This window comes from Microbacterium sp. NC79 (assembly GCF_019061125.1).
Classification (GTDB): domain Bacteria; phylum Actinomycetota; class Actinomycetes; order Actinomycetales; family Microbacteriaceae; genus Microbacterium.
Genome location: NZ_JAHQYI010000001.1, coordinates 233,659 through 247,523 on the forward strand (window position 1 = coordinate 233,659; position 13,865 = coordinate 247,523).

A 13,865-nucleotide genomic window follows, 5' to 3' on the forward strand; every position below is an offset into this window, starting at 1 on the left:
GTGACTTCTGAAACCACCCAGCCCTTGCTGAGCCTGCGCAACCTTGCGGTGACATTCGCTACCGAACAGGGCCCCGTCGAAGCGGTCAAGGGCATTGATCTCGACATCAACCCTGGCGAAGTTGTCGCCGTCGTTGGTGAGTCGGGTTCTGGCAAGTCGGTCACGGCCATGGCGATTTTGTCGCTGTTGCCGTCGACGGCCACCCGCACGGGCGAAATCATCATGAACGGCCGTGACCTCACGACGCTCACCGAAAAAGAGCTCAACGGTGTGCGCGGGCAGGAAATCTCGATGGTGTTCCAGGAGCCGATGACGGCCCTGAACCCCACGATGCGCATCGGCGATCAGATTGCTGAGGCGCTGCTCAACCACCGCAAGATCAGCAAGAAGGACGCGGCGGCGAAGGCTGTCGAGATGCTCGCACGTGTCGGCATTCCCGACCCCGAGCGCCGCGCGCAGGGCTTCCCGCATGAACTTTCCGGCGGCCAGCGTCAGCGCGTTGTGATCGCCATTGCGTTGGCAAACGAGCCGAGCCTCATCATCGCCGACGAGCCCACGACGGCACTCGACGTCACGGTGCAGGCCGAAATTCTTGACCTGATCCGTACGCTTGCCGACGAGAGCGGCACCGCCTTCATGCTCGTCACCCACAACATGGGTGTGGTCGCCGATATCGCTGACCGCGTCGCCGTGATGTTCCGTGGCGACATGGTCGAGGTCGGAACCACGACCCAGGTGCTGAAGACACCGGAAGACGAGTACACAAAGAAGCTGCTGAGTGCGGTGCCGCGTCTGCCGGAAGGCCCCGGCCTCGGAATGACGCCGCCGCCGGCCAGCGACATCGCGGTGATGGAACTCATTGACGCGAGCGTCATCTATCGCAAGGGCGGCAACTCCTTCGCCGCTCTCGACAACGTGTCGGTGCAGATTGCCCCGGGCGAGATCCTCGGCCTTGTCGGCGAATCAGGGTCAGGAAAGTCGACCCTTGGTCGCTCGGCCCTCGGCCTCACGCCGCTGTCGAGCGGAACCATGCGCCTCTTTGGTGAGACGGTCGGCAAGGGCGGTTTGCGTGGCCGTGCCGAACGTCGCATGCGCGGCCGCATTGGCACGATCTTCCAAGACCCGGGCTCGAGCCTTGACCCGCGCACGACGGTGGGCGAAGCGATTGCCGAACCGCTGATCATTCACCGGGCTGACCGCCCGATGAGCGCGAAGGATCGCGCGGCCCGGGTGCGCGACCTGCTTGAAGCGGTGGAGCTGCCCGCGTCGTACGCACACCGCTTCCCGCACGAGCTTTCCGGTGGTCAGCGTCAGCGCATCGGTCTGGCCCGCGCCATCGCGCTGGAGCCGGAGCTGATCGTCGCCGACGAGCCGACCTCAGCACTCGATGTATCGGTGCAGGCTGCCGTGCTTGACGTGCTGAAGACGCTGCAGGAGAAGATGAACTTCGCGTGCCTGTTCATCAGCCACGACCTCGCCGTTGTGCACGAAATTTCGCACCGCGTTGCCGTCATGTTCGCCGGCGAGATCGTCGAAATCGGCACGACTGATGACGTGCTTCTAAACCCGCAGCACCCGTACTCGAAGAAGCTCCTCAGCTCGGTTCCGGTTCCGGATCCCGCGGTTCAGCAGGCTCGTCGCCTGGAGCGACTGACTCGGAGTGTGGCGTGAGACTGCAGACGGAGCTTATTGCTACCGATGCCGATGCTGTTCGTGTTGCGATCAGCATTGGCGCGCGTCGCGTCGAGCTGTGCTCGGCGCTGGCGCTGGGCGGGCTGACAGCATCGGCCGGAACCATTGCTGACGTCGTCGAGACGGCAGCAGGCGCGGTTGAAGTGCATGCGCTGATTCGTTCGCGTGCGGGTGGATTCCACTACGACGCTGACGAGATTCGCGTCATGACACGCGATATTGAGCTCGCGGTTGCCGCAGGCGTTGACGGCGTCGTCGTTGGTGCTCTCGGCGAAGACGGACTCTTTGATGAGCGGGCGATGCGCGAATTCGTGGCTGCTGCCGGTGGCGCCTCCGTCGCCGCGCACCGGGCGATCGACGTCGCGAGTGACCGCACCACGGCGCTGGAGCAACTCATTGATCTCGGTGTCGTGCGCGTGCTGACCTCGGGCGGTGCCCCGACGGCGCTTGCCGGTGCTGCCGGGCTCCGTGACATGGTGGCGCACGCTGCCGGTCGCATCGACATCATGGCGGGCAGCGGCATTTCCTCTGCCACCGTCGCTGAGGTCATGGCCACGGGCGTGCAGGCTGTGCACTTTTCGGCCAAGCGGCTCGTACCCGACGTGACCGGCATCAGCATGGGCGCGGCGAGTAGCGAAGGCCTGGGCCCGTTCGAAAAGGTTGACGCCGACGAAGCGCGACGCATCGCCACCATTGTGGCCGGTGATCACTAGTGACGACGCGTTACCTGCTCGGGCTGGATGTTGGCGGCTCGAGCATCAAATACCAGTTGGCGATGATCACGGACGATGACCGTCCCGTCGTTGTCAAACAAGACACGTTAGCGACGCCAGCAAGCGATCCGGTTGCTGCCTTCGCCGATATCGCGCGCGACATCGCGGGCGACGACCTCGCTGGTGTCGTCATCGCCATCCCTGGGCTCGTTGACAGCGATACCGGAACCGTGCTGCGGTCGGTCAACCTGCCGCACCTGGACGGCGTGCACCTTGGCGCGCGCCTCGGCGACATTCTCGAGGTTCCGGTCGACATCGTGAACGACGGTCGCGCCGCCGCTATCGCCGAAGCCCGCTGGGGTGCAGGTGACGGCCACAGTGACGTTTTCACCCTCGCGCTCGGCACCGGCATCGCGGGCTGTCACGTTGTGAACGGTTCCGTCGCAGCAGGCGCGCACGGCATTGCTGGCGAGCTGGGACACATCGTGGTCGAACCCGACGGCGAGCTGTGTGCCTGTGGACAACGGGGCTGCCTGGAAACCGTGATCGGGGCACCCGCGCTGCGTCGCGGGTGGCACGCGGCTGGGGGCGAGGGGTCGCCCCGCGACCTGCTCATCGCATACGAGAATGGCGATGCACGCGCACTGCCGATCGTTGACCGCGCTGGCCGTTCGTTGGGCGACGCACTCCTCACGCTGCTCGCGCTTGTCGACCCGGGTTGTGTCGTTATCGGTGGTGGCCTCGCGAGTGCCCCGCACCGCCTCGTGCAGTTGGCGGTCGCTCACGTTGACAAGAAGAAGACGTTCCACACCGTGCCGCCCATCGTCGCCGCTGAACTCGGCCGCTGGGCCGGCGCCGTCGGTTGCGTCGGCATTGCCGTTGACCGCATGGCTCGCACCGTCACCGCGTAGCCGTTCTGCACGAGCAGATGTCCCTTCGGGCTGAAAAGCACGGCGTTTCGCGGCGTTCTTGCCTTTCGATCGTGCACAACAGGAAGTCAGAGCGTTGCCGCCGGTCCGTGACCAATGCGAGTACGCCCCCTAGACTCGCGTGCATGGCTGAATTCATTGACGCACATGGCATCGCAATCGTTTATGACGTTCATCCTGCCAAAGGGGTCGCGCGCGGGGTCGTGCAACTCGCCCACGGGCTGGGTGAGCACGCCGGCCGCTATGGGGCATTGATCAGCGCGCTGACAGCTGCCGGATACACCGTGTACGCCGATGACCATCGCGGTCACGGACGCACCGGCATGAAGCAGCACAACGGCAATGTTGACAAGCTCGGCACGCTGGGCCCCGGGGGACTGCGGGCCACGCAGGCGGCGGTGTGGCAGTTTACGCAGCTGATTAAGGCGGAGAATCCTGGACTCCCCCTGATCCTGATCGGGCACTCGTGGGGTTCGTTCCTCTCGCAGTGGCTCCTCAATCACCATGCCGACGCTTTCGACGCCGTCGTGCTTTCTGGTTCCGCTCGCCTCTCGCCGACGACGCTCAGTCCACTCCCGCTGAACCGCGCATTTGATGGGCCCACCGCTACGGGCCTTGAGTGGCTGTCGACTGACCCAGAGATTTGGGCAGAGTTTCGCGCCGACCCGCTTACCACGGAGAAGCCGTTGCTGAAGCTTTTCGGTCTGGCCGATGCCATGCGCCTGTATGAGCTGCCAGCGAAGCACCTGCCTCGCGACGTTCCTGTGCTGCTGATGGTGGGTTCCAACGACCCGGTGGGTGGCCCCGTCAGCGTTCACAAGCTTGCGAAGGCGTACCGCGAGCGCTCCGGCCTCACCGACGTCACGACGCTGGTGTATCCCGATGACCGCCACGAAATCTTCAACGAAAAAGACCAGGAGCGCGTGCGTGCCGACCTGCTGGCTTGGCTGGATAGGCACATTCAGCCGGCGGGGTGAACCACGGCGCTAGGCTGGGTTTATGCACGGAGAATATAAAGTTCCAGGCGGAAAACTCGTCGTTGTTGACTTCGATGTGATCGATGGCGTCATCACCAACTTTCACCTTGCCGGTGACTTTTTTCTCGAGCCCGACTCCGCGCTGCTCGACATTAACGCCGCCGTAAACGGGCTCGATGAGAAGACGGATGCTTCCGGCATTGCCGCCACGGTGCGCGCAGCGCTCCCCGAGGGCGCTCAGCTGTTGGGATTCACGCCAGAGGCGGTCGGAACCGCGGTGCGGCGTGCGCTGGTTACGGCACCCGGGTGGAAGGACTACAGCTGGGAGATCGTGCACGACGAGGCCGTTTCGCCGCGCATGAACCTGGCCCTCGATGAGGTTCTCACCGGTCGTGTCGGAGATGGCCGACGCCAGCCCACCCTGCGCATTTGGGAGTGGAACGAATCAGCCGTCGTGATCGGCTCGTTCCAGTCGCTTCGCAATGAGGTCGATGCTGAAGGGGCAGCGCGCCACGGGTTTGACGTCGTCCGCCGTATTTCGGGCGGTGGCGCGATGATGATGGGTGCAGGCCAGATCATCACATACTCGCTGTATGTGCCTGCCGAGCTGGTGTCGGGTATGACCTTTGCCGACTCCTACGCGTTCCTTGATGACTGGGTGCTGCAAGGTCTGCGCGCGCTCGGCATCGATGCGACGTACCAGCCGCTCAACGACATCGCCAGCTCGAAGGGCAAGATCGGCGGCGCTGCGCAGAAACGCCTCGCCAACGGTGGCGTGTTGCACCATGCCACGCTGAGCTACGACATGGATGGTCAGATGATGACCGAGGTACTCCGTATCGGCCGCGAAAAGCTGTCAGATAAGGGAACCACGTCAGCGGCAAAGCGCGTCGACCCGCTTCGCTCGCAGACCGGGATGAGCCGTGACGACATCATTACCGCGTTGATTTCGACGTTCCAGTCACTCACCGGTGCGACGATCGGCCAGATCAGCGCAGACGAGTACGCCGACGCTGAGGCTCTCGTCGAGTCAAAGTTCTCCACCGAGGCCTGGCTCAAGCGCGTTCCGTAACAGGCGCTCCGTCCGTCTCGCTTCGCTCGCGGGTCGAGACGAAACGCTCAATGAGTGAACGTGACGGGGCTACGCGCCGTTGAGGGCGGCGGCGACAACCGCGCGGGCTTGCTCCTGTACTTCGGCGAGGTGTGCCGGGCCGCGAAGCGACTCAGCGTACAGCTTGTAAACGTCTTCCGTGCCCGATGGGCGTGCGGCAAACCATGCGTTCGCGGTCTGTACCTTGAGCCCACCAATAGCGGCACTGTTGCCTGGTGCGTGCGACAGTTTCGCGGTGATGGGCTCGCCGGCAAGCTCGACAGCTGACACGGCGTCGGGGGACAGCTGTCCGAGCACCTTCTTCTGCGCAGGCGTGGCTGCCGCATCGACGCGCTGGTACGCACTCGCACCGAAGCGATCCTCCAGCTCGGCATACAGCTGCGACGGCGTCTTTTCCGTCACCGCGATGATCTCGGCGGCGAGCAGACACAGCAAAATGCCGTCTTTATCGGTCGTCCAGACAGAACCATCGGCGCGCAAGAACGACGCACCGGCAGATTCTTCACCGCCGAAGGCAACGGAACCATCAAGCAGTCCAGGAACGAACCACTTGAATCCGACCGGCACCTCCCACAGGCGTCGCCCCAGTGATTCTGCCACCTTGTCAATGATCATGCTTGACACCAGGGTCTTACCGATCGCCGCATCATGACGCCAGTTCGGGCGGTGCGTATAGAGGTATTGAATTGCGACGGCGAGGTAGTGGTTCGGGTTCATCAGGCCCGCGTCCGGCGTGACAATGCCGTGGCGATCAGCATCGGCGTCGTTGCCGGTTAGTACGTCAAACTCGTCGCGGCGGGCGACGAGGGCTGCCATCGCAGAAGGCGAAGACGGATCCATGCGGATCTTCTCGTCCCAGTCGAGGGTCATGAATGCCCACGTCGGGTCCACATCCGGGTTAACGACCGTGATATCGATGTTGTGCACCTCGGCGATGTACGACCAGTAGTCGACGCTCGCGCCGCCCAGCGGGTCAGCGCCAACGCGCACGCCAGCGCCGCGGATCGCGTCGACGTCGATGATCGTCCCGAGGTCACGCACGTACGCATCGCGGAAGTCGTAGGAACCGGTGGCCCCCGTGGCAAAATCGGCGGTGCGCACGCGCTTCACATCGGCAAGACCCGCTTCGATGAGCGCGTTCGCACGGTCAGCGATCCAGCCGGTGGCGTCGGTGTCAGCGGGGCCACCATGCGGCGGGTTGTACTTGAAACCGCCGTCAGCAGGCGGGTTGTGCGAGGGGGTCACCACGATGCCATCGGCGCGGGTGGGATCATCGGCTGCCTTGCCCGCATTGTGGGTGAGGATCGCATGGCTAAGCGCTGGTGTCGGAACATAGGACTCGCGAGAATCCTGCAACACGGCGATTCCGTTGCCCACCAGTACCTCAACGGCGGTGCGCTCGGCTGGCAAGCTCAGCGCGTGCGTGTCGCGGCCGATGAACAGCGGGCCGGTGATGCCCTGCGACGCCCGGTAATCGACGATCGCCTGCGTCGTCGCCAGGATGTGCACCTCGTTGAAGGAGCCGTTAAATGCGGAACCACGGTGACCGCTGGTTCCGAATGACACGCGTTGCGAAGCAACAGTGGGGTCGGGAGCGATGTCGTAGTAGGCCGCAATTAAGGCGTCTACGTCAATGAGATCGGAAGATTGTGCCGGCTGTCCTGCGCGCGTCATGATGCCAGTCTGCCTGTCCTTCGCCTTGGGCGCATCTTCAATGACGCGGATCGTAGGAATGCACCGGGAATTCTCACTAGGCTGAACCCATGTCTGCTGAGTTTGAGCCCGGTCGTCGCACGTACAGCTACCTGGGCCCCGCCGGAACCTTTACCGAGGCGGCACTGCAGCAGGTTCCGGAGGCAAAAGGACAAAATTGGCGCCCCGTTCACAACGCGGGTGAAGCCTTCGCCGACGTGATTGAGGGGCGTAGCGACGCCGCGATGATCGCGATTGAGAACTCGATCGAGGGTGGCGTCTCCACGACGCAAGATGCCCTCGCCACACTGCCGAACCTCCGCATCATTGGCGAGTACCTGGTTCCGGTCAACTTTGTTCTGGTCGCCGCCCCCGGCACCAAGCTGGAAGACGTCACCACAATCGCGGCGCACCCGGTGGCATACGCACAGTGCCACCGTTGGCTTGGCGAGCACCTGCCACAGCACCAACACGTGCCCGCCGCAAGCAATGTGGCCGGTCCGATTGGTGTTCTTGATGGCAGCCTGCCGGCACAAGCGGCAATTGCCCCTCCCGGAATCACCGAACACTATGACCTTGAGGTGCTCGCCACCGACATTGGCGACAACACGAATGCGGTCACCCGCTTCGTGCTCGTGACGCGAACCACAACGCCCGCATCGCCGACCGGCGCTGACAAGACCTCGATCATTGCGGAGCTTCCTGACGACCGCCCTGGCGCCCTGCTTGCGCTGCTCGAACAGTTCTCGGCACGCGGAATCAACCTCAGCCTGATCGAATCGCGCCCGGTGGGCGACGCACTTGGCCGCTACCGATTTGTCATCGACGCTGACGGTCACATTAATGACGCGCGCATGGCTGAAGCGCTGATGGGTCTTCGTCGTTTCAGCCCCCGGGTGGTCTTCCTTGGCTCCTATCCGCGCGCTGACCGCGTCATCGTCCAGCACGAAGACGAGTTCTCCGACGACGTCTTCATCGAGGCGCGGGAGTGGTTGGACGCCCTTATGCGCGGTAAGCCGGTCGAGTAGGCGAAACCGGAGCACGTGTGGAACAACCTGATGAGGCCGTCCGCGATGACGCGATGAAGCCCCTCTCCGTTACGCAGCAGGAGAATGAACGCGACGTTCATGCCAGGCGGTACATCGCCACGATCATTGGTTTTCTCGACGCCGGTGACGTCGCTGGTGCTGAGCACGCGCTGCGCACCATCGCCTTTTCTGAGCTCCTCACCAACGCAAACGAACTTCACGCCGCGTTTCGGCAATTGTCGCTCGCGGTGCCCATCGGCACCCTCGCAACGCCAGAACGTCCAGCGCTCCTGTTAGCGATTGCCTTTGCGCGTCGTGAGGCCACCGGCCATCTGGACGCCCTGGTTCCGCTTCTCGTGGCAGCAGCCGCTGGGCTCCGCAAGCAGAGCGCGATCGCCCCGGAGGAGCGCGCCCGTGACCTTTCGCTCGCGGCGCTTTGCCTCCACCTCGCCCAGCAGACGCGCGAATGTATCGAGGTCACACGCCGCGCGGCCGACCTGGTGCGCGGGTTTACCTTCACACAGGATGACGGCGCGGCTGCCGTTGTCGGCGTTGCCGCAACTGACCTCGCGATTTCGTTCTTCCTCAACGACCGCGTCGCTGAGGCCGCATCGATGTGGCAGTGGGTGCGCGAGCACACGGTTGACCCCCGCGTGCCGAGGCTCATGCAAGCCGACTGGGGCACCTCCGTCGTGGGCGTGCTCATCGGCGACCGGTCGCTGGTATCGCCGCTGGCCGCGTCCACACTGGAGATGCCGCTCACGCCTGAGGAGGTCGTTGCTACTCCTCGCGATCCGTGGTGGCTCATGGTGGCAACGGCACGCGCCTGGACCGCCATTGATCGTGGTGACATCGCCGTGGCGCTCACGCTCACGCAACGCATGGTGTCGGCGTCTCCCACCCCGATGATCCCTGGCCCCCTCGGCCTCGTGCACTGCGCGGCCCTCATCTTCAACGACCGTGCGAGCAGTGCGTTGGTGTTCGTCGATGAACAGCTGACACTCCTTTCCGCACACGGCGCTGCGAACACCGCGCCACGGCTTGCCGCGATCGGAATCGTGGCCGCATCAATCGCCGGCGACCGCGCGTTGCAGACGCGGTTTGCCGACATGATTTCGGAGTACCCGGGCCCGCGGAACCTCGCGCTCGCGATGGCGGCGATGGTCACAAGTGACGAACGTGCCACGGTGAGCGAACCCTCGCAGTACTCCGAAGACGTGTTTGGCCCGCGCTGGCGCGCGCTGTACTGGACGATTTTCGCAGCCATCCACGCGCATCACGGCAACCGCGCCATGGCGATGGAGGGGCTCCGGAACCTGCTGCCGCTGATCGAGAGACATCACCTCGGTGCGTGGTTGCGCCTCATTCCGCAGCCGGCACTCGACACGTTGCACGTCACGGTCGCTGCCAGCGACCTTTCGTTCATCGCTGACCTGCTCCCTGCGCGCGCCACCATCACCGTGGTTCCGTATATCGAATTCACCGCGCGCGAAGAAGAAATCCTGCGCTATATCGGCCAGGGATTCACCAACGCCCAAATTGCCGCCGAGCTCTATATCTCGCCAAACACGGTGAAGTTCCACGTCGCGAAACTGTTGAAGCGCCTCGGCGTCTCTTCTCGAGACGAGGCGGCGACACTCGGCGCTGCGCTGTTGCGGCGACGTGTCGGGCGCATCGGGAAATCCGGCTTCACCACGCCGAAATACTGAAGCGGGTAGTCGGGGCGGGTAGTTTCTAAACGTCCGTGCCGACCGGTGAAATCACCGTGGTGTGATTGACTCACAAACGCGCGGAGAGCATTCCCGAAAGCTCCCGCGCATGCCGGTTCTGTCCCTGGGCTGGCCGGACTTAACAAGTCCAAACCCGATGCCTTCCCCCGCGCATCGGGCTGATCGACCCGCATCAACTCCCCCCTATTTGATGCGGGTCGATCCTCTTCTTCTCGGCGGTCAAACCCGAAGGGCCGACGCGCCGGCGATGAGGCGGAGCGTTTGTTCGCGGCCGAACGATGCCGCCCGGTCTTCTGCGCCGTAAGCGCCGGCAACCGGAACCACCATCACTTCGTCGACGCCGTGTTGCGTGGCAAATTTCGTAAGTTCCGCACGCACCGTCTCTCCGGTTCCGATCATCCAACGGCTTCGCACCAGAGCCATGGCCTCACGCTCGCGGTCGGTCACTGTCTCCAGCGCAGCCGTGGCGGCTTCGACAGTCTCTAGCGCGGTCAATGGCTGGTTCAGACGCAGTTTCGCAAACATGCGCATTTGCGGCAAGGCTCGTTGCTCGGCTTCATCCAGAGTCGGTGCGGCAACAACGTTTGTGGTGAGGAAGGTGCGCGGAGCGTCGAGCACGGCCGACGGCTGGAATTGGGAACGGTACAGCTCGAGCGCACGCTCGAGACCCTGCCCAGAGAAGTGGTTAGCGAAGACATAGGGGAGACCGAACTGTGCGGCCAACGTTGCCGAGTAGTCGCTGGAACCCAGAAGCCAGATCTCGGGAGAGCTCGCGGCATTGGGGGTGGCGTGCACGGCGTACTCGCCGCCGCTCGTGAAGCGCATTGTCGCGCCCTCTGGGCTCATGATCGCCGCGATGTCGGCAATGTGCTGGGGGAAGCGGTCAACATCGCTCGTCGCGCCAGACTGGCGAAGCAGATGTGTTACAACCGGGTCACTGCCAGGAGCCCGGCCGATACCCAGGTCGATACGACCGGGTGCCATCGCCTCCAAGGTCGCGAACTGCTCAGCCACGATCAGTGGCGCATGGTTGGGCAGCATGACACCGCCAGAACCCACGCGAATGCGCTGCGTGCGTGAGGCTGCGGCCGCGATCAATACCGCTGGTGATGTTGACGCCACTGCTGGCATGTTGTGGTGCTCAGCGAACCAGTAGCGCTCGTAGCCCAGGTCATCAGCGAGGGCGGCGAGCGCCATCGACGCGGCGACCGCCTGGGCCGATGTTTGGCCGGTGCGGACAGAAACAAGATCGAGAACAGAGAGGGTAACCATCGATCGGTGCAACGTCGCGGGAGAGGGATTGATTCCCGATCCGTTAGCCGACGGCGAACACCGGCTCAGCGGCTCGTCGGAGTGGTTACCCTCGTCATAAGGCGTATTCCGTTAACGCCCCGAGGAGTGAAGATGTTCGAGAGATTCACCGACCGTGCCCGTCGCGTAGTTGTGCTCGCCCAAGAAGAGGCGAAGATGCTGAACCACAACTACATCGGCACCGAACACATCCTGCTCGGCCTGATCCACGAGGGTGAGGGCGTCGCAGCCAAGGCGCTGGAGTCGCTCGGCATCTCGCTTGACGCAGTCCGTGAGCAGGTCCAAGACATTATTGGCCGAGGCCAGCAGCAGCCGACGGGCCACATCCCGTTCACGCCGCGTGCCAAGAAGGTGCTGGAGCTGTCGCTGCGCGAAGCTCTTCAGCTCGGCCACAACTACATTGGCACCGAGCACATCCTGCTCGGTCTCATCCGCGAGGGCGAAGGCGTTGCCGCTCAGGTGCTCGTCAAGCTCGGCGCCGACCTGAACAAGGTGCGCCAGCAGGTCATCCAGTTGCTCAGCGGATACCAGGGCAAGGAGCCCGTTGGTGTTGCCGCAGGCAGCGAGCAGCAGCAGTCGGCGCCCCAGGGTGGTTCCGCTGTTCTTGACCAGTTCGGCCGCAACCTGACGCAGGCCGCTCGCGACAACAAGCTGGACCCGGTGATTGGCCGCGAGAAGGAAATCGAGCGCGTGATGCAGATTCTGTCGCGCCGCTCCAAGAACAACCCGGTGCTGATCGGTGAGCCCGGTGTCGGTAAGACCGCCGTCGTTGAAGGCCTGGCTCAGGCGATCGTTAAGGGCGAGGTTCCTGAGACGCTGAAAGACAAGCAGGTCTACTCGCTTGACCTCGGTTCGCTCATCGCTGGCTCGCGCTACCGCGGTGACTTTGAAGAGCGCCTGAAGAAGGTCACCAAGGAGATCCGCACCCGCGGCGACATCATCGTCTTCATCGACGAGATTCACTCGCTTGTCGGTGCGGGTGCAGCTGAGGGTGCCATCGACGCAGCGTCGATCCTGAAGCCGCTGCTTGCTCGTGGTGAGCTCCAGACGATCGGTGCCACGACGCTTGATGAGTACCGCAAGCACTTCGAGAAGGACGCGGCTCTTGAGCGCCGCTTCCAGCCGATCCAGGTTGCTGAGCCGTCGATCCCGCACGCCATCAACATTTTGAAGGGCCTGCGCGACCGCTACGAGGCCCACCACAAGGTGCAGATTACGGATGGCGCCATCGTCGCAGCCGCAAACCTTGCCGACCGCTACGTGGCCGACCGTTTCCTGCCAGACAAGGCCATCGACCTGATCGACGAGGCTGGCGCACGCCTGCGCCTGTCGATCCTGTCGTCGCCGCCTGAGCTGCGCGAGTTTGACGAGAAGATCGCCAAGGTTCGCGAAGACAAGGAAAAGGCCAGCGAAGAGCAAGACTTCGAAAAGGCGGCCTCCCTGCGTGACGAGGAGAAGAGTCTGCTCGCTGAGCGCCTCCGCCTCGAGAAGCAGTGGCGTTCTGGCGACGTCGCGACGCACGCTGTCGTCGACGAGGGCCTGATCGCCGAGGTGCTCGCACAGGCCACCGGTATTCCGGTGTTCAAGCTCACCGAAGAGGAGTCCTCGCGTCTCGTCTTCATGGAGAAGGCTCTGCACCAGCGTGTCATCGGTCAAGACGAAGCCATTGCTGCGCTGTCGCGCACGATTCGTCGTCAGCGTGCGGGTCTGAAAGACCCGAAGCGCCCCAGCGGTTCGTTTATCTTCGCCGGTCCGACCGGTGTGGGTAAGACGGAGCTTGCCAAGGCTCTCGCGGAGTTCCTGTTTGACGACGAGGGTGCCCTCATTTCGCTCGACATGAGTGAGTTCAGCGAAAAGCACACCGTCTCGCGTCTGTTCGGTGCCCCTCCCGGATTCGTTGGCTTCGAAGAGGGCGGCCAGCTGACCGAAAAGGTTCGCCGCAAGCCGTTCTCCGTCGTGCTTTTCGATGAGATCGAAAAAGCGCACCCCGACATCTTCAACTCGCTTTTGCAGATTCTGGAAGAGGGTCGTCTGACTGACGGTCAGGGCCGCGTCATCGACTTCAAGAACACCGTCATCATCATGACGACCAACCTCGGTTCGCAGGCTATTGCTGGTGCTCCCGTTGGCTTCCAGATTGAGGGCAACTCGCAGACGACGTACGAGCGGATGAAGGGCAAGGTCGATGAAGAGCTCAAGCGCAACTTCAAGCCCGAGTTCTTGAACCGTGTCGACGACGTCATCGTCTTCCCGCAGCTGTCGAAGGAAGAGCTGCGTCAGATTGTTGACCTGTTCACCAAGCGTCTGGCTGAGCGTCTGCTTGACCGCGACATGACGGTGGAGCTGTCGGCTTCGGCGAAGGACCGCCTGATCGAGATTGGTTACGACCCGGCGCTGGGTGCACGTCCGCTCCGACGCGCGATGCAGCGTGAGGTGGAAGACCAGCTGTCTGAGCGCATCCTGCACGGGCAGCTGCACTCGGGCGACCACATCAAGGTCGACTTCGCTGATGGTGCTTTCGCTTTCGAAACCGGACCGCGTGGTGAAAAGGTCGCGCTTGCGGCCAACACGACGCCGGCGATTTCGGCAACGCCTGACATCATCGCTGGCGGTGACGTCGCGTAACGCGAAATTCATAGAACGGGCCCGACAACGTCGGGCCCGTTCTGCGTTTGTGCGGCA

General features: G+C 63.5%; 10 protein-coding genes. 8 read left to right on the top strand and 2 right to left on the bottom strand.

From position 1 onward, the window contains the following. From KTJ77_RS01045 to KTJ77_RS01065, 5 genes are all read left to right on the top strand, one after another. Window positions 1-1,671, top strand: a complete 1,671-nt coding sequence (locus KTJ77_RS01045) for an ABC transporter ATP-binding protein (protein ID WP_217336674.1) — start codon at window positions 1-3, stop codon at window positions 1,669-1,671. Next, window positions 1,668-2,405, top strand: a complete 738-nt coding sequence (locus tag KTJ77_RS01050; protein WP_217336675.1) for a copper homeostasis protein CutC — start codon at window positions 1,668-1,670, stop codon at window positions 2,403-2,405. Before KTJ77_RS01045 ends, KTJ77_RS01050 begins: the two co-directional genes overlap by 4 nt. Next, complete coding sequence (locus KTJ77_RS01055) at window positions 2,405-3,316, top strand: ROK family protein (RefSeq protein WP_217336676.1); 912 nt, start codon at window positions 2,405-2,407, stop codon at window positions 3,314-3,316. The genes KTJ77_RS01050 and KTJ77_RS01055 overlap by 1 nt, the downstream gene beginning before the upstream one ends. A 143-nt stretch (window positions 3,317-3,459) precedes the next feature. Next, window positions 3,460-4,311 carry an alpha/beta fold hydrolase gene (locus KTJ77_RS01060; RefSeq protein WP_217336677.1) on the top strand — a complete coding sequence of 284 codons (852 nt, stop codon included), beginning with the start codon at window positions 3,460-3,462 and terminating at the stop codon, window positions 4,309-4,311. A 22-nt stretch (window positions 4,312-4,333) separates the two neighbouring features. Beyond that, window positions 4,334-5,383 (top strand): biotin/lipoate A/B protein ligase family protein, encoded by a 1,050-nt coding sequence (locus tag KTJ77_RS01065; RefSeq protein ID WP_217336678.1) that lies wholly within the window; start codon window positions 4,334-4,336, stop codon window positions 5,381-5,383. A 69-nt stretch (window positions 5,384-5,452) separates the two neighbouring features. Here the strand turns inward: KTJ77_RS01065 and pgm are convergent, their stop codons facing one another. After that, on the bottom strand, window positions 5,453-7,096 hold the full coding sequence (gene pgm / locus KTJ77_RS01070; RefSeq protein WP_217336679.1) for a phosphoglucomutase (alpha-D-glucose-1,6-bisphosphate-dependent): 1,644 nt from the start codon (window positions 7,094-7,096) through the stop codon (window positions 5,453-5,455). 89 nt (window positions 7,097-7,185) lie between these two features. Here pgm and pheA point away from each other — a divergent pair, with 89 nt between their 5' ends. Both pheA and KTJ77_RS13635 read left to right on the top strand, forming a co-directional pair. Next, complete coding sequence (pheA, locus tag KTJ77_RS01075) at window positions 7,186-8,142, top strand: prephenate dehydratase (RefSeq protein ID WP_217336680.1); 957 nt, start codon at window positions 7,186-7,188, stop codon at window positions 8,140-8,142. A gap of 17 nt (window positions 8,143-8,159) precedes the next feature. Further along, complete coding sequence (locus KTJ77_RS13635; RefSeq protein ID WP_217336681.1) at window positions 8,160-9,851, top strand: helix-turn-helix transcriptional regulator; 1,692 nt, start codon at window positions 8,160-8,162, stop codon at window positions 9,849-9,851. 240 nt (window positions 9,852-10,091) lie between these two features. Here the strand turns inward: KTJ77_RS13635 and KTJ77_RS01085 are convergent, their stop codons facing one another. Continuing rightward, window positions 10,092-11,144 carry an LLM class flavin-dependent oxidoreductase gene (locus tag KTJ77_RS01085; protein ID WP_217336682.1) on the bottom strand — a complete coding sequence of 351 codons (1,053 nt, stop codon included), beginning with the start codon at window positions 11,142-11,144 and terminating at the stop codon, window positions 10,092-10,094. 132 nt (window positions 11,145-11,276) lie between these two features. Between KTJ77_RS01085 and KTJ77_RS01090 the strand changes: the two genes are divergently transcribed. Further along, window positions 11,277-13,808 (top strand): ATP-dependent Clp protease ATP-binding subunit, encoded by a 2,532-nt coding sequence (locus KTJ77_RS01090; RefSeq protein WP_217336683.1) that lies wholly within the window; start codon window positions 11,277-11,279, stop codon window positions 13,806-13,808. The last annotated feature ends 57 nt before the right edge of the window (window positions 13,809-13,865 follow it).